The organism is Sphingobium rhizovicinum, from assembly GCF_042647625.1.
Lineage (GTDB): Bacteria > Pseudomonadota > Alphaproteobacteria > Sphingomonadales > Sphingomonadaceae > Sphingobium > Sphingobium rhizovicinum.
The window spans coordinates 2,702,393-2,716,722 of record NZ_JBHRVU010000004.1 but is presented as its reverse complement, the minus strand read 5'-3'; the positions used below and the strand labels follow the sequence as shown (position 1 = coordinate 2,716,722).

Below are 14,330 nucleotides of genomic sequence, written 5' to 3'. Positions count from 1 at the left end.
TTGCGCTTCGACAGCGCCCCAACGGCCCGCTACCATATACGCCATGAAGCCTGTCATTTTCGGCCTTGCCGGCGAAGCCCTTACCCCCGACGAGCGCGCCTTCTTCATCGAAGCGCAGCCCGCCGGCTATATCCTGTTCAAGCGCAACATCGTGGATCGCGCCCAGTTACGCGCGCTGACCGACGATCTGCGCAGCCTGCATGGCCGCGACGACCTGTTGATCATGATCGATCAGGAAGGGGGGCGCGTCACGCGGATGCAGCCGCCCGTCTGGCCGTCCTTCCCCCCCGGCGCGGTGTTCGATCGCCTCTATGATCTGGCGCCGTCCAGCGCCATCGCGGCGGCGCGCGCCAATGCCCGCGCCATCGCCCTGACGCTGGCAGAGGTCGGCATCACCGTCGATGCGCTGCCGTTGCTGGACGTGCGACAGGAGGGCGCGAGCAACATCATGGGCGATCGCACGCTGGGCGCCGAACCGATGCGCGTCGCCGCGTTGGGCCGCGCCACGCTGGAGGGGCTGGCCGAAGGCGGTGTGGTCGGCATCGTCAAGCATATCCCCGGCCATGGCCGTGCGCTGGTGGACAGCCATCTGGAACTGCCGGTGGTGGACGCCAACCTTAATGCGCTGGACACCGACATCGCGCCCTTCCGCACGCTGCGGCATGCGCCGATGGGTATGACCGCCCATGTCGTCTATACCGAATGGGATGCGGAGCGCCCGGCGACCCTGTCGCCGACCGTGATTGGCGGGATCATCCGCGACCGGATCGGCTTTGACGGGCTGCTGATGTCCGACGATCTGGATATGAAGGCGTTGCAGGGCAGCATTCCCGATCTTGCCGCGGGCGTGATCGCGGCAGGATGCGACATTGCGCTCAACTGTTTCGGCAAGATGGACGATATGGTCGGCATTGCCGATCGCCTGTCCGACATCAGCGACCTGTCGCGCGGACGCCTTGATCGCGCCATGGCGTCGGTCACGCGGGGGGCGGACCAGCCGCCGATCGACGAACTGCTGGCGACGCGCGATTCGCTGCTCGGGCTGGTGGCCGCTTGACGCAAGACCTGTTCAGCCCTCCGGCCGTTCCCGCGCCGCACCAGCTGACCGTTAGTTTCGACCATTGGGAAGGGCCGCTCGATCTGCTGCTCACCCTTGCGCGCTCGCAAAAGGTCGATCTGCGCGAAATCTCGATCCTGGCCCTGACGCAGCAATATCTGGCCTTCATCGACAGCGCGCGCCAGTTGAAGCTGGAACTGGCGGCCGATTATCTGGTGATGGCGGCCTGGCTCGCCTATCTCAAATCCTCGCTGCTGCTGCCGAAACAGGAACAGCCTGATCCCAGTCCGGAAGAACTGGCGTTGCGGCTGCAATTGCGGCTCCAGCGGCTGAACGCCATGCGCGACGCCGCCGCCCGGCTGATGGCGCGTGACCGGATCGGCCGGGATGTCTTTCCCCGGCGCAAGCCCGAAGGGCTGCGGCTGGTAAAGAAGGCGCAGTGGCGGGCCAGCCTCTATGACCTGATCGCCACCTATGGCCAGATCCGCGCCCGCACCCAGCCGGTCATCCACACCATCGCCGTGCGTCCGGTGATGACCCTGGATGAGGCGCTCCAGCGGGTCGGGTCGCTGGTTGGCGCGGCGATCGACTGGACCCGCCTCGAATCATTCCTGCCCCCGGACATCGATCCGCCAAAGGCGAAGTCGGCGCTGGCCAGCAGCTTCGTCGCCGCACTGGAACTGGCGAAGCAGGGGCGGCTCGATATTCAGCAGGACGGGATTTTCGCGCCCATCTATCTGCGCTCCCATGTGCCTGACCCTGCCAGCGGATCGTTACTATGAATCCAGAACCCGATGATTATCTGCGCGCCGTGGAAGCTGCGCTGTTTGTGGCGGAAACGCCGCTGACCCCGGCCGAGATCCGGCTGCATGTCGGGGAGGGTGGCAATCTGGACGCAGCCTTGCGCACTATCGCCGCCGATTATGCCGGACGTGGCGTCAATCTGGTCGAGCGCGGCGGGCGCTGGCATTTCCAGACCGCGCCCGACCTTGCCCATATCTTGCGGCGCGAAAAGGATGAACCGCGCAAGCTGTCGCGCGCGGCGATGGAGACGCTGGCGATCATCGCCTATCATGAACCCGTTAGCCGCGCGGAAATAGAGGCGATTCGTGGGGTTCAGGTGGCCAAGGGGACGCTCGACGTGCTGATGGAGGCGGGCTGGGTTCGCCCCGCCGGCCGCCGCGAAGTGCCCGGTCGCCCGCTCATTTATGCGACGACTGTAGAATTTCTGACGCATTTCGGGCTTAGCAGCCGCCGCGACCTGCCAGGAATCGAGGATTTGCGGGCCGCAGGTCTGCTCGATCCGGTGGATTTGGCGCTGGAGGGTCTGGCCGGCCAATCCGTTGTGGAAAATGATGAGGAAGAGGCCTAGATAGGCGCTCTACTAGGAGTATTGAAAAATGGGTTCCTTTTCGCTGATGCACTGGGTGATCGTGCTCCTGGTCGTCATGCTGCTATTTGGTGGCGGCCGTATTTCCGGCCTGATGGGTGACGTGGCCAAGGGTATCAAGAGCTTCAAGAAGGGCATGGCCGAGGACGACGACGTTCCGCCCGCCAAGCCGGCGACGCGCATCGAAGGCCATCGCGTGCCCGAACAGGACGCGCCGAGCCCGAGCGCGACCGAAGAAAAGACCAAGGCCTGATCCTCTCCAGCACAGGCCGATAGTCCCGCATGTTTGGCATCGATTCGTCCGAACTTCTGGTGATCGTGATCATTGCTGTGATCGTGATCGGGCCGAAGGATTTGCCGCGCGCGCTCTACAAGGTGGGGCAGATCGTGGGCAAGGCGCAGGGCATGGCCCGCCATTTCCGCACTGGCATCGACGCCATGGTGCGCGAAGTGGAGCTGGAAGAGCTGGAAAAGAAATGGGCCGCGCAGAACAAGCGGATCATGGACGAGCATCCGCCCGAACCCATGCCCGCCAATGAAGTGCTGCCTGCGCCGGCGGAGGATAAGCCGGCCTTTGTCGCGCAATCCGCGCCGGTCGACGACAAGCCGGCCTTTGTCGTCGAATCGGCGCCTGCGACTTCTGCCCCGGCGCCTGCCGTTCCTGCTCCGGAAGGCCCGTCCTATCTGGCGGGGCCGGCGGCTCAGCCGCCCAAAGGTGATGCTGCGGCATGATCAACGATATTGACGACAGCAAGGCGCCCTTGCTCGACCATCTGATCGAACTGCGCAGTCGCCTGCTCAAATGCGTCTATGCGCTGTTCGTCACTGGCGCGATCTGCTTCTATTTTTCGGAGCAGCTCTTCGCCATCCTCGTCCATCCGCTCAAGGAGGCGTTCGGGGATGGCGGCGGCCGGCTGGTCTATACCAAGCTGTATGAGGCGTTCTTCGTTCAGGTGAAGATCGCCGTATTCGGCGCTTTCTGCCTGTCTTTCCCGATCATCGCCAATCAACTCTGGGCCTTTGTCGCGCCGGGTCTTTACGCCAAGGAAAAGAAGGCGTTGCTGCCCTTCATCCTGGCAACGCCTTTCCTGTTCGCGATGGGGGCCAGTCTCGCTTATTTCGTGGTGATGCCCACCGCCTTCCATTTCTTCCTGGAATTTCAGGGCAACAGCAGCGGCCTCTCGGTCGAGGCGCTGCCCAGCGCGGACAGCTATCTGGGCCTCGTCATGCAGTTCATCCTCGCCTTCGGCATCAGCTTCCTGATGCCGGTGCTGCTGATGCTGCTCAACCGGGCGGGCTTTGTGACGCGGGCGCAACTCATCGGTCTGCGCCGCTACATGATCGTGGCGGCCTTCATCCTGGCGGCGGTGCTGACACCGCCCGATGTGGTGTCGCAGCTGATGCTCGCCATCCCGCTGCTGCTACTCTACGAAATCACCATTATCGCCATCTGGTTCACGGATCGGAAGCAGGCGAAGGATGAGGCGACCGAAGAAGCGGCTGCCTGACGGCTTAGAGCATTTTCAAAGCAGATGGCATCATCTGCTGACTCGGAAAATGCGGAAAATAAAAGAAAAATAGAATATGTTCCGATTCAGAATGATCGGAACATATTCTAAACCCTATCGTGGGTGATAGGGTTCGCAGGCTATTCCATCATTATCGCCGTCCATATGCGCGCCATAGCCGGGCTGGCCACGATAGAGCGGGGCGGCGCCGGCTGCGCGTGCCTCCCGGCAATTGCGATAGGACCAGCTATTGCCCGCGCCGACGGTCTGGTTGGATCGCTGGACATTCACGCTTTCCCGGCCAGCGCTGGCGGGTTGCTGGCCATCCAGTTCAGCGGCCGACATCGGCGTCTGATCGCCAATGCTGTTGCGCGTCGGTCGCCATTGCGTGTCGACTTGCCGGGCGGCGGCGACCGCCGGCGGACTATCGCCATTCCGCGTCGCCATGCCGCCGACCAGTCCGATGACCACGGCGCCAAAAACGGTCTTGATGGCCATGCTGTTGCTTACCATGCCGCAGGGATGGCAGGTCGGGGTAAAGGTTCGGTTGCGATCGGGCCGGACGCATAAAAAAGCCCGCCTCGGCGGAGGCGGGCTTCGATAGAAAGCCTCGATCAGGCTCTCGGTTCAGTTTGCCGAGCGCTCCACGGCCTTGCCGGCGCTCTGTACGTCGCGGCCTGCGCCTTCGACCGTGTTGCACGCCGAAACCATAAGCGACCCAGTAAGCAGCAGTGCGGCCAGGATTTTCTTCGTCATCGAATATCTCCTCCAAAACTTCGTGGCCGCCCGTGGCGGCGACGCAGGAAAGAACCCGCGCCCGGCTGATCCGTTCCGATGCCGAAAAGAATAATGATTTCAATGGGAAGTGCCCCAAAAATGCTGAGCCCGGAACGCGTCGGGGGGGAGATACGTTCCGGGCTCATATTTTGTGGATAGCAAGAGCGGGGGGCAAAAGATTTGCTATCCGAAATGTAGAACCCCTCAAGGGTCGGGAAGGTTCCGGTTCAGGCTCGAAAAATCGATTTTTTTATTTGCCGCGATAACAAGCAGTTCGTTGGTTACTGGCGATTAACCGAAGAAAAATCGCTCTCGAAAGGCAGAATGTCAGATGAGCGGGCGGCCGCTGTTGCGATATTCCGGGCGAATGGTCGATTCCGGCAGTCCGTCGTCAGGCGCGGGCAGGCTGGATTTGGGGATCCAGCCGGTGGGCGGCGCGACGGGCATGGCGGGGGAAGAAGTGGCGGCGGATGGCGCCGTCAGCATCTCGACCGGCTGCACCGGCTTGGCGGGCCAGCTCGTCCGCGCCGGGCCGGAAATCGTCTCGCGCCCCAGATAGGCGATCTGGAAGGCGGCGGGCGTGCCGTTGAAGCCCGGATTGCGATAGAAGATATGCGCGCCGATCACCGCGACCGCCTGAAGGCTGGAGGACCAGTCGGGTCGCACCGCCAGCGTATGATAATGGGTGGCCAGGCCGACCGGCGCATACACCTGCCCGGCCAGCGCATTGCTCGCCACCCGGCGCGCCCGCACCCATGCCGCGGCGGCCGGCATCCGCGCCATCGATCCGTCGCAGCTGAAGGTGAACTGGCAATGGAAATCGGTGCGTTCCGATCCCTGATAGACGACGCCGCAGACCGTGTTGGGCCAGAGCGGGCTGCGCACCCGGTTCAGCACCACCTGCGCCACGGCGCGCTGGCCATCTTCCGGCTCGCTTCCCGCTTCATAATAGACGGCGGACGTCAGGCAGTTGAGCGCGCGATAGCTGTCGAGCGGGGTTAGGCCGCGAAAGAGGACGGCGGGAGCGGCCTTCACCGCCTCCAGCCCCAGCACATGTTCGCTCTTCACCGTCTCGACGCCGGGCGTCGGATCGAAGGCGCCCTCCGCAAAGAAAAAGGCCGATCCGGGAAAATTCTGTCCCACTTCCTCGGCCGGATCGACAAAGCGCTCCGCCTGTCCGCCGTCGAGCATGTCGAGCGGCGCGGCGGTGATCAGGCGCGGGGCGACCAGCGCCAGCAGCGCGATCAGCAGGATCGCGCCATGGGCTTTCCAGCCCCAACCTTGCCAGTCCGGCCTTTTCCAGCCCTGCATGATCCCGCTGTTCCGCATGGCCCGCCCATACACCAATCTTCCTGCCAACTCCTCAACGATTTGTCCCCGTGCCGCGATGGGACGTCCGGGGCATGGCGGGTTAACAGGCGCGACAAAATGCGCCTTGGGGCGATGCAGCAATCCCTTGCTTGGCAAAGGCGCGCCGCCTCCGCTATGCGTCTCCCCATGCTGCTCCAATCTGATAGTCTTGCGCTGATCGGCAACACCCCGCTCGTGCGCCTCGCCGGCCCCTCCGAAGAAACGGGCTGCGACATTTTCGCGAAATGCGAATTCGCCAATCCCGGTGCGTCGGTGAAGGATCGCGCCGCGCTGTTCATCGTCAACGATGCCGAGGAAAAGGGCCTGCTCAAGCCCGGCGGCACCATTGTCGAAGGGACGGCGGGCAATACCGGCATCGGCCTGGCGCTGGTCGCCAATGCCAAGGGGTATAAGTCGATTATCGTCATGCCCGAAACCCAGAGCCGGGAGAAGATGGACACGCTGCGCGCGCTGGGCGCGGAACTGGTGACGGTGCCCGCCGCGCCCTATTCCAACCCCGGCCATTTCGTCCACACCAGCCGCCGTATTGCCGAAGAGACGGAAAATGCGGTCTGGGCCAACCAGTTCGACAATATCGCCAATCGCAAGGCGCATATCGCCGGCACGGCCGAGGAGATCTGGACGCAGATGGATGGTCGCATCGACGGCTTCACCTGCGCAGCCGGCACCGGCGGCACGATCGCGGGCGTGGGCCTGGGCCTCAAGGCCAAGGATGAGGATATTGTCATCGCGCTCAGCGATCCGCATGGTGCGGCGCTCTATAATTATTACGCCCATGGCGAATTGAAGGCTGAAGGCAGCAGCGTTGCCGAAGGCATTGGGCAAGGCCGCATCACCGCCAATCTGGAAGGCGCGCCGATCGATACGCAGTTCCGCATTTCGGATGAGGAGGGGCTGCATTGGGTCCGCCGGCTGCTGGCCGAAGAAGGGCTGTGCCTTGGCCTGTCGTCGGGCATCAATGTCGCGGGCGCGGTGGCGCTGGCGAAGCATCTGGGGACGGGCAAGCGGATCGCGACGATATTGTGCGACACTGGCTTCCGGTATCTCTCGACCCTCTACAACCGGCAATGGCTGGAATCTAAGGGCTTGACGGTCTTCCCCTGGCTCGCGCAGACTGCATGATCGCCGACACGGGTCGCGACGAAGAGGTCAAAGGCAAGAGCATGGCTGAAACACCTCGCCGGCAGGAAGGGTTGCAGCGCGTCCAGATCGGTCTGACGGGTCTGGCCGGTGTCGTGCTGCTCGTGGGGCTGGCCAATATCGTGATCGACAAGGCGCGGATCGACGACGCGTCGCTGCCGCCGCCGGTGGTGCCGACCCTGACCCAGAACGCCGTCTCGCCCAAGGAGCCGCTGGCCGAACTGGGCGTGCAGCCCGCGCCTGAACAGGCGCCGATCGTGCCCGATCTTCAACCCGATCCCAATATCCGCAATCGCGACCCCGCCCAGCAGCAGCGCTGAACCGTGCGGGGCGAGTCGGACCACCGCCGATGAAGGCGGGCTGCGTGCGCTTTCTATGGCTGTGGCTGCCTTCGGTCGGCATCTTTCTCGCCGGTCTCTATCGCGCATTTCTGACCGGGCAGGCTGATCCATGGGATTGGGGTGTGCCAGTTGCCGGGATGCTGGCGGCGGCGGGGTTTGCGCTGGGGCAGCGCGGCTGGCGGATGCGCATCTGGCTGGCGCTGGGCGGCGTCGGGTCGGTTCTGCTCTTCTGTGCGCTCGCCGCCGCCCGGTCGTCCGATCCGCTGGCGGCGCTGGGGCTATTGGTGGTGGGCGTGCTCGCCGTGTCAGGTGGCGCGCTTTTGCACTCACCTCCGTTCGGTTCGAGCCTGTCGAGAACCCGAAGTGCTGGTCTGTCCCTATTCTTGCTGCTCCTCGCCGCTCTCCTCCTCTGGCGCGGTCCGGCCCAGCCGGTCCATCCTGTCCCGGATCGTCCCGACCTTGCCGTTATCACCGGACTGCCACTCTTCTGGGACGAGTTGGGAAGGGCCGGGCCGCGCGATGCGCCAATCGTCACGGTCCTGCGCACGCGCTTCACCGTCACACCGCTGGATGATCCGCTTCAACTCAAGGCGTCAGGTGCGTGTCGTCTGCTGCTGGCTCAGTCGCGTGCGCTGACGCCGGAGCAGATGGTGGCGATTGACCAGTGGGTGCGCGATGGCGGCACGGTGCTGGTGCTGGCCGACCCGTTGCTGCGCTGGCCTTCCGCACTGCCGCTGGGCGATCGCCGCCGCGCCCCGTCCGTCAGCCTGTTGCAACCGCTGCTGACCCATTGGGGCTTTCGTCCAATCGATATAAAAAGAGCGGAAATCCGTGATCGGACGCCTGACGGCTATGTCATCACCCTGTCGGGCGTGCAGTTGTTTCTGACCGGGGCGGAAGATCGCATCGTTGGGCCAAGTGACTGGATCGTGCATCGCAAACCGATGGGGAAGGGGGAAGTGTTGTTGCTGGGCGATGCCGACCCGATCGACGACCGGCTCTGGCTCGCCGATCCCGCACGCCCCCTCGATCCGCGCTACTGGGTGGCCGATACGCCTGCGCGCGTCGTCCACTGGCTGGGCGGCGCGTCGATCCCCGGTGACCGCCGCTGGATGCAGGATGTGCAGGGAGTCGCGCAGGCTGTCGGCAGGGCGCTTCTGGCTGGGATGGCATGGGCGATCATGGGTGCGCTGCTGTTTCGTCGGGAAAGACCAGGTTTCAGTCCGGAACAAAAGGAGAAGATGGCACAATGAAAGGTAACAAATCCGGTTAGTCCCGCATTTCACCGTCTTTTCCCAACTTCACCCATGCTTTCCCATTGCAGTCGCCCCCTATGCTTGGTAGGAAAACCAGCATTGGGGTTCGTCAGGCTTTGCGTTGTCCTGTGCGCTGGATGGTGTTTCTCGTGATTCCGGCGACGGATGGCCTGTGCCCTAAGAACAAGGGGTCAGGTTGCCAGCGTGTCGGACGTCATTCTCTATTCGGGCAACGCATTCAGCGTCGCGGACGGCAAGGGCCGTTTCGTGCTGCCCCTGGAGATGCGCAAGCTGGTCAAGCAGGCCAGCGGCGGCGAAAATCGCCTGTGCCTGTCGGTCCACTTCGGCAATGGCTGCGCCACCGGCTTCGGCCTGTCGCACAAGCAGTTCCTGTTCGAGGAAGTCGAAAAGCTGGAGCAGAAGGCCGATGAGGCCGGCCGCGATTTCAATGCCGACCTGGAGCGCGAAAACCGACTCGGCACGATCGAGGACGTGAATTTCGACGACGCCGGCCGTTTCTTCCTCCACCCCGATATTAAGGAAGAAGCGGGCATCACGGACGTCATCTTCTTCTACGGCGTTGGTCGCTATTTCCAGATCTGGAAGCCGGAGGCGCTGGTTGAAAGCCCCGACCGTCCTGCGCTGATCCGCAACAAGGTGAAGCGCTGGCTGGATGCGCGCGCGGCGGGGGGTGGTAAGTGAGCGCCCCCGTCGACGCCCCGCACATCCCTGTCCTGATCGATGAAGTCCTCGACGCCCTCGCCATCACCCCCGGCGAAATCCATGTCGACGGCACCTTCGGCGCGGGCGGCTATAGCAGCGCCATGGCCCGCGCCGGCGCGCGCGTCTTCGCCTTTGACCGCGACCCTGATGCGATTCGCGAAGGGCAGGGCGTGGCGCAGGCTCATGGCATCACGCTCATCCCCGGCGAATTTTCCCGTATGGCGGAATTGCTGGCGGAGCGAGGCATCGAAAAAGTGTCGGGCATCACGCTCGACATCGGCGTCTCCTCGATGCAGCTCGATCGGGCGGAGCGCGGCTTTTCCTTCCAGTCGGATGGTCCGCTCACCATGACGATGAGCCAGGACGGCATGAGCGCCGCCGATTTCCTCAACAATGCCCCTGAGGAAGAGATCGCCTACGTCATCTATCGTTATGGCGATGAACCCAAATCGCGCCGCGTCGCCCGCGCGATCGTGGACGCGCGCCCGCTGGAGCGCACCGGCCAGTTGGCGGCTGTCGTGCGCAAGGCGCTGGGTCACAAGCCCCATGACAAGAAGGATCCGGCGACCCGCACCTTCCAGGCGATCCGCATCCATGTGAACCGCGAACTGGAGGAGCTGGAACTGGCCCTCGACGCGGCCGAGGCGCTGCTGGAAGAGGGCGGCCGGCTCGCGATCGTCACCTTCCACAGTCTGGAAGACCGCATCGTCAAACAGTTTCTGCGCAAGCGCAGCGGTGGCGAAGGGGCGGGGTCCAGGCATTTGCCCGAACGCGCCGCCGGTCCGCAGCCCAGCTTCGCCAAGCCCGCAAAGGCGGTGCGTCCCGGTGAAGCCGAACTGGCCCGCAACCCCCGCGCCAGATCCGCCACCTTGCGGTCCGCCATTCGCACCTCTGCCCCCGCCCAAATGTCGCCCCGGAGTTCTCGGTCATGATTGCAGTCAAGAGGTTGCAGAGCCTGATCTGGGTGATCCTCGTCGCACTGGGGGCGCTCGGCGCCTATATGGTGTCGCTCAAGGTCGCGACCGAGCGGAACGAACTGATGAAGGTTCGGGCGCAGATTTCCGCGACCAGGGCTGACATCCGCTATCTGGAAACGGAATTCAGCGCGCGCGCCTCCATGCGTCAGCTGGAAAACTGGAACCAGCATGACTTCATGTATGCGACGCCCACCGCTCAGCAATATCTGGGCGGGGAGCAGGCGCTCGCCCATCTGGACGGCGTTCAGCCCAACGGTCCCGATTATGTTGCGCCGCCGGTGATGGTGGCGATGGTGGAAACCCCCGCCGATCTGCCCTCCGCCCCGCAAAAAGCGCCCGAAAGTCCTGCCGCGACCCAGATCCGCAGCGACATCGCCGTGATCCGGGAGGCGCATGCCGCCGACAATGTCGACAAGCTGCCCAAGCCCGCGCCCAAGACCCCGGTGCAGCAGGCGAAGGCCGATGCCGATGTGTCGCGCCCCAATCCGATCGCGCGCAAGGCGGAACGGATGGCGATGCTGGACGCCAAGCTGCTGGATGACAGCACACTGGGCGATCTGACCGCGAAGGCGGCGCGCGAAAAGCGCAAGGAGGCGCGCTGATGGCCACGATCATCGTCCAGCCCGGCGGGCCGCGGGCCGGGCGGCAGCGGGTCAACCTGACCGCCATCGCCCACAACCGGCTGATGCTGTTGTTGCTGATGTTCATGGGCATTACGGGTCTTGTGATCTGCCGGCTCCTTTGGGTCGGCATTTTTGCGCATGGGGCGGGGGGCGATGATGCCCTCTCCGCCTTCGTTCCCGCGCGCGCCGACATTGTCGATCGCAACGGGGTGCCGCTGGCGCGCACCATGGACGCCTATTCCGTCGCCGTCCGCCCGTCCAAGCTGATCGGCGATCCGGCCGAACTGGCGCGCAAGCTGCATCAGATTTTCCCCGAAGAGTCCGAATCGGCCTTCTACAAGAAGCTGACCGGCCGGGGCTGGGCCTATCTGCGCCGCCGCGCGCTGCCCGAACAAGTGGCTGCGGTGAATGCGCTGGGTGAAATCGGCATCGAATTTCCGCGCGAAAAGGAGCGCCTCTATCCGCAGCGCACGCTGGCCGCCCATGTGCTGGGCTTTGCCCCCAATGCAGAGGGTGCGGGCGGCATGGGCGCCGAGGCGGCGTTCAACGACCGTCTGACCGACGCTGCGCAGCGCAACAAGCCTTTCGCCATGTCGATCGACAGCCGGGTGCAGGGCGCGCTGGAAAGCGAACTTTATGCGCAGCTGGTGCAGACCCGCGCGAAGGGCGCAGGCGGCATCATCCTGGACGCCAACACCGGTGAAATCATCGCCATGGCGTCGCTGCCCGTGTTCGATCCCAACAAGTTGCAAAATTACGCTGGGAAGCGCTGCTCCGAATCGCCGCTCTGCAACCATATGGTGCAGGCGCGCTATGAGCTGGGTTCCGCCTTCAAGCCGTTGTCGATCGCTGCGGCCATGGATGCCGGTGTGGTGACGTCGATGAGCAAGCGGTATGACGCGACCGCGCCGCTCGCCGTCGCCGGCTTCCGCATCAAGGATGATCACCCGCTTGGCCGCTGGATCAACGTGCCGGAAATCCTCGTCCATTCGTCGAACATCGGCACCGCCCGCATCGCCGACGAAATGGGTGCCGCGCCGTTGCAAAAACTGTTCCGCAGCCTCGATTTCGATCAGCGCGCGCCGATCGAGTTCAACGAGCGCGCCGGGGGGCTGTGGCCCTCCAGTTGGGGCCGCATCACCAGCATGACCACCTCCTATGGTCATGGCATCGCCGTTACCCCGCTGCATCTGGCCACGGCTTATGCCGCGCTGGTCAATGGCGGTATCTGGCGCCCGGCGACCGTGCGCAAGCTCAGCGTCGATGAAGTGCCGGAAGGACGCCGGGTATTTTCCGCCGCCACCAGCGCGCGGATGCGGCAACTGTTGCGGATGATCGTGTCGGCGGGTACAGGGCGTAGTGCCGACGCCAAGGGATTCCGGGTGGGCGGCAAGACGGGTTCGGCCGAAAAGCCCCAGGAAGGGCGCTATAACAAGACTTCGCTGGTGACGACTTTCGCTTCTGCCTTCCCGATGGACAATCCCCGCTATGTCGTGATCGCGATCATGGACGAGGCGACGGGCCAATATGGTCTGCGCACCGCCGCATGGACCGCCGCGCCGGTGGTGAAGCGCGTCATCGAACGGACCGGGCCGATGCTGGGGGTCATGCCGGATGAGCGGCGGGACGTGGATATTTCGGATTTGATGCCGCTGCTGCACGGCGACAAGGAGAAAGAGTGATGCGCCTCGGGTCGCTAATCGAGGAGCTGGACGTCGAGGTCGGTGCCATCACCGGCCTCGACTCGTCCGTGACGGGTTTCGCCATCGACAATCGCAAAGTCGCGCCGGGCACCATCTTCGGCGCCTTTCAGGGCCTGCGCGTCAATGGGGAGGATTATATCCCCGAAGCCGTGAAGGCTGGCGCCATCGCCGTGGTCGCCCGCCCCGAAGCGAAGGTGGAAGGCGCGATCCATATCGCCCATGCCAATCCCCGCCGCATCTTCGCCCAGATGGCCGCGCGCTATTTCGCGCCCTTCCCGGACGTGACCGTCGCCGTCACCGGCACCAATGGCAAGACCAGCACAGTCGAACTCGCCCGCCAGCTCTGGCGGATGATGGGTCATAAATCCGCGTCGATCGGCACGCTGGGCGTCACCACATCGGTCGATCAGGTGTCGACCGGCCTTACCACGCCCGACATCGTCACCTTCCTCGCCAACATGTCGGGGCTTCGGCGCGAAGGCATCACCCATGCCGCGTTCGAAGCGTCCAGCCATGGCCTGGACCAGTATCGCACCGAAGGTCTGCCGGTTCTTGCCGGCGCCTTCACCAACCTGTCGCGCGATCATCTCGATTATCATGGCGACATGGACAGCTATTTCGACGCCAAGATGCGTCTGTTCGACGAAGTGGTCGCGCCCGATGGCGCGGCCATCGTCTGGGCGGACGACGCATGGTCGGACAAGGTCATCCAGCGGGCCTCGAAGCGGGGGCTTCGTGTGCTGAGCGTCGGGGTGCAGGGGCAGGCCCTTCGGCTCGCCAACCGCACCCCGACCCAGTTGGGCCAGACGCTGGACATCGAAGCGGACGGCAAGTCGTACAAGGTCAATCTGCCGCTGATCGGCGCCTATCAGGCCGCCAATGCGCTGACCGCCGCCAGCCTCGTCATCGCCACCGGTGGCGACACGGCCAAGGTGCTGGAACTGCTCGGCCGGGTCCAGCCAGTGCGCGGCCGTCTGGAGCGCGCCGTCATCAGCCGCGCGGGCGCGCCGGTCTATGTCGACTATGCCCATACCCCCGATGGTCTGAAGGCCGCGATCGAAGCGCTGCGCCCGCATACCAAGGGCCGCCTCATCACCCTGTTCGGCGCGGGCGGAGATCGCGATGCGGGCAAGCGGCCGCTGATGGGCAAGGTCGCGGCAGAATTGTCCGATCATGTCATCGTCACCGACGATAACCCCCGTTCCGAAGAACCTTCCGCCATCCGCGCCGCCGTGCTGGCCGGCGCACCGCAGGCCGAAGAGATTGGCGGCCGCCGCGCCGCCATCGCCGCCGCCATTGGTCAGGCCGGGGGCGACGACATCGTCCTGCTGGCGGGCAAGGGGCATGAGCAGGGCCAGATCATCGGCGACCGCGTCCTGCCCTTTGACGACGTCACCGTCGCGCGGGAGTGCGCGGGTTGATGCATCACGCACCATCAACCGTTCGGTTCGAGCTTGTCGAGAA

General features: G+C 64.4%; 17 protein-coding genes. 14 read left to right on the top strand and 3 right to left on the bottom strand.

All coding sequences use genetic code 11. The annotated features are described in order from the left end of the window. Positions 1-43: 43 nt before the first annotated feature. From nagZ to tatC, 6 genes are read left to right on the top strand one after another with little or no spacing between them, the layout of a single operon-like run. On the top strand, positions 44-1,057 hold the full coding sequence (gene nagZ, locus ACFOKF_RS14290) for a beta-N-acetylhexosaminidase (protein WP_380796433.1): 1,014 nt from the start codon (positions 44-46) through the stop codon (positions 1,055-1,057). Continuing rightward, a complete protein-coding gene (locus ACFOKF_RS14285; protein WP_380796432.1) occupies positions 1,054-1,839 on the top strand; it encodes a segregation and condensation protein A in 786 nt (261 codons plus the stop codon). The genes nagZ and ACFOKF_RS14285 overlap by 4 nt, the downstream gene beginning before the upstream one ends. Continuing rightward, positions 1,836-2,429 carry an SMC-Scp complex subunit ScpB gene (gene scpB, locus ACFOKF_RS14280; protein ID WP_380796431.1) on the top strand — a complete coding sequence of 198 codons (594 nt, stop codon included), beginning with the start codon at positions 1,836-1,838 and terminating at the stop codon, positions 2,427-2,429. Before ACFOKF_RS14285 ends, scpB begins: the two co-directional genes overlap by 4 nt. Positions 2,430-2,457: 28 nt before the next feature. Next, positions 2,458-2,700, top strand: coding sequence for a twin-arginine translocase TatA/TatE family subunit (locus ACFOKF_RS14275; RefSeq protein WP_380796429.1), 243 nt, complete (start codon positions 2,458-2,460; stop codon positions 2,698-2,700). 29 nt (positions 2,701-2,729) lie between these two features. Beyond that, positions 2,730-3,179 (top strand): Sec-independent protein translocase protein TatB, encoded by a 450-nt coding sequence (gene tatB, locus ACFOKF_RS14270; protein ID WP_380796427.1) that lies wholly within the window; start codon positions 2,730-2,732, stop codon positions 3,177-3,179. After that, on the top strand, positions 3,176-3,955 hold the full coding sequence (tatC, locus tag ACFOKF_RS14265) for a twin-arginine translocase subunit TatC (RefSeq protein WP_380796425.1): 780 nt from the start codon (positions 3,176-3,178) through the stop codon (positions 3,953-3,955). Before tatB ends, tatC begins: the two co-directional genes overlap by 4 nt. A gap of 114 nt (positions 3,956-4,069) precedes the next feature. Here tatC and ACFOKF_RS14260 read toward each other — a convergent pair whose 3' ends face one another. The 3 genes from ACFOKF_RS14260 to ACFOKF_RS14250 form a co-directional block, all read right to left on the bottom strand. Next, complete coding sequence (locus ACFOKF_RS14260; RefSeq protein ID WP_380796424.1) at positions 4,070-4,453, bottom strand: excalibur calcium-binding domain-containing protein; 384 nt, start codon at positions 4,451-4,453, stop codon at positions 4,070-4,072. 129 nt (positions 4,454-4,582) lie between these two features. Beyond that, positions 4,583-4,711 carry an entericidin A/B family lipoprotein gene (locus tag ACFOKF_RS14255; RefSeq protein WP_380796423.1) on the bottom strand — a complete coding sequence of 43 codons (129 nt, stop codon included), beginning with the start codon at positions 4,709-4,711 and terminating at the stop codon, positions 4,583-4,585. Between the two features lie 348 nt (positions 4,712-5,059). Next, positions 5,060-6,043 carry a cell wall hydrolase gene (locus tag ACFOKF_RS14250; RefSeq protein WP_380797814.1) on the bottom strand — a complete coding sequence of 328 codons (984 nt, stop codon included), beginning with the start codon at positions 6,041-6,043 and terminating at the stop codon, positions 5,060-5,062. 186 nt (positions 6,044-6,229) lie between these two features. Between ACFOKF_RS14250 and ACFOKF_RS14245 the strand changes: the two genes are divergently transcribed. The 8 genes from ACFOKF_RS14245 (at position 6,230) to ACFOKF_RS14210 (ending at position 14,287) form a co-directional block, all read left to right on the top strand. Continuing rightward, positions 6,230-7,225: a cysteine synthase A gene (locus tag ACFOKF_RS14245; RefSeq protein ID WP_380796421.1), complete on the top strand. Its 996-nt coding sequence runs from the start codon at positions 6,230-6,232 to the stop codon at positions 7,223-7,225. Between the two features lie 41 nt (positions 7,226-7,266). Continuing rightward, entirely contained in the window at positions 7,267-7,563 is a 297-nt protein-coding gene (locus ACFOKF_RS14240) for a hypothetical protein (RefSeq protein WP_380796419.1), read from the top strand. A gap of 44 nt (positions 7,564-7,607) precedes the next feature. Next, entirely contained in the window at positions 7,608-8,837 is a 1,230-nt protein-coding gene (locus tag ACFOKF_RS14235; protein WP_380796418.1) for a DUF4350 domain-containing protein, read from the top strand. Positions 8,838-9,044: 207 nt separating this feature from the next. Further along, positions 9,045-9,542, top strand: coding sequence for a division/cell wall cluster transcriptional repressor MraZ (locus ACFOKF_RS14230; RefSeq protein WP_380796417.1), 498 nt, complete (start codon positions 9,045-9,047; stop codon positions 9,540-9,542). Next, complete coding sequence (rsmH, locus tag ACFOKF_RS14225; protein ID WP_380796415.1) at positions 9,539-10,495, top strand: 16S rRNA (cytosine(1402)-N(4))-methyltransferase RsmH; 957 nt, start codon at positions 9,539-9,541, stop codon at positions 10,493-10,495. Before ACFOKF_RS14230 ends, rsmH begins: the two co-directional genes overlap by 4 nt. Next, complete coding sequence (locus tag ACFOKF_RS14220) at positions 10,492-11,142, top strand: colicin transporter (RefSeq protein WP_380796413.1); 651 nt, start codon at positions 10,492-10,494, stop codon at positions 11,140-11,142. Before rsmH ends, ACFOKF_RS14220 begins: the two co-directional genes overlap by 4 nt. Continuing rightward, the gene (locus ACFOKF_RS14215; RefSeq protein ID WP_380796411.1) at positions 11,142-12,845 is read left to right on the top strand and encodes a peptidoglycan D,D-transpeptidase FtsI family protein; all 1,704 of its coding nucleotides are present in this window, start codon (positions 11,142-11,144) and stop codon (positions 12,843-12,845) included. Before ACFOKF_RS14220 ends, ACFOKF_RS14215 begins: the two co-directional genes overlap by 1 nt. Next, positions 12,845-14,287, top strand: coding sequence for a UDP-N-acetylmuramoyl-L-alanyl-D-glutamate--2,6-diaminopimelate ligase (locus tag ACFOKF_RS14210; RefSeq protein WP_380797812.1), 1,443 nt, complete (start codon positions 12,845-12,847; stop codon positions 14,285-14,287). The genes ACFOKF_RS14215 and ACFOKF_RS14210 overlap by 1 nt, the downstream gene beginning before the upstream one ends. The last annotated feature ends 43 nt before the right edge of the window (positions 14,288-14,330 follow it).

Coding starts and splice junctions, on each gene's coding strand:
- ACFOKF_RS14220 (WP_380796413.1), top strand. CDS start 10,492: ATGATTGCAGTCAAGAGGTTGCAGAGCCTGATCTGGGTGATCCTCGTC.
- ACFOKF_RS14255 (WP_380796423.1), bottom strand. CDS start 4,711: ATGACGAAGAAAATCCTGGCCGCACTGCTGCTTACTGGGTCGCTTATG.
- tatB (WP_380796427.1), top strand. CDS start 2,730: ATGTTTGGCATCGATTCGTCCGAACTTCTGGTGATCGTGATCATTGCT.
- tatC (WP_380796425.1), top strand. CDS start 3,176: ATGATCAACGATATTGACGACAGCAAGGCGCCCTTGCTCGACCATCTG.
- ACFOKF_RS14240 (WP_380796419.1), top strand. CDS start 7,267: ATGGCTGAAACACCTCGCCGGCAGGAAGGGTTGCAGCGCGTCCAGATC.
- nagZ (WP_380796433.1), top strand. CDS start 44: ATGAAGCCTGTCATTTTCGGCCTTGCCGGCGAAGCCCTTACCCCCGAC.
- ACFOKF_RS14250 (WP_380797814.1), bottom strand. CDS start 6,043: ATGCAGGGCTGGAAAAGGCCGGACTGGCAAGGTTGGGGCTGGAAAGCC.
- ACFOKF_RS14275 (WP_380796429.1), top strand. CDS start 2,458: ATGGGTTCCTTTTCGCTGATGCACTGGGTGATCGTGCTCCTGGTCGTC.
- scpB (WP_380796431.1), top strand. CDS start 1,836: ATGAATCCAGAACCCGATGATTATCTGCGCGCCGTGGAAGCTGCGCTG.
- ACFOKF_RS14245 (WP_380796421.1), top strand. CDS start 6,230: ATGCTGCTCCAATCTGATAGTCTTGCGCTGATCGGCAACACCCCGCTC.
- ACFOKF_RS14215 (WP_380796411.1), top strand. CDS start 11,142: ATGGCCACGATCATCGTCCAGCCCGGCGGGCCGCGGGCCGGGCGGCAG.
- ACFOKF_RS14210 (WP_380797812.1), top strand. CDS start 12,845: ATGCGCCTCGGGTCGCTAATCGAGGAGCTGGACGTCGAGGTCGGTGCC.
- ACFOKF_RS14260 (WP_380796424.1), bottom strand. CDS start 4,453: ATGGCCATCAAGACCGTTTTTGGCGCCGTGGTCATCGGACTGGTCGGC.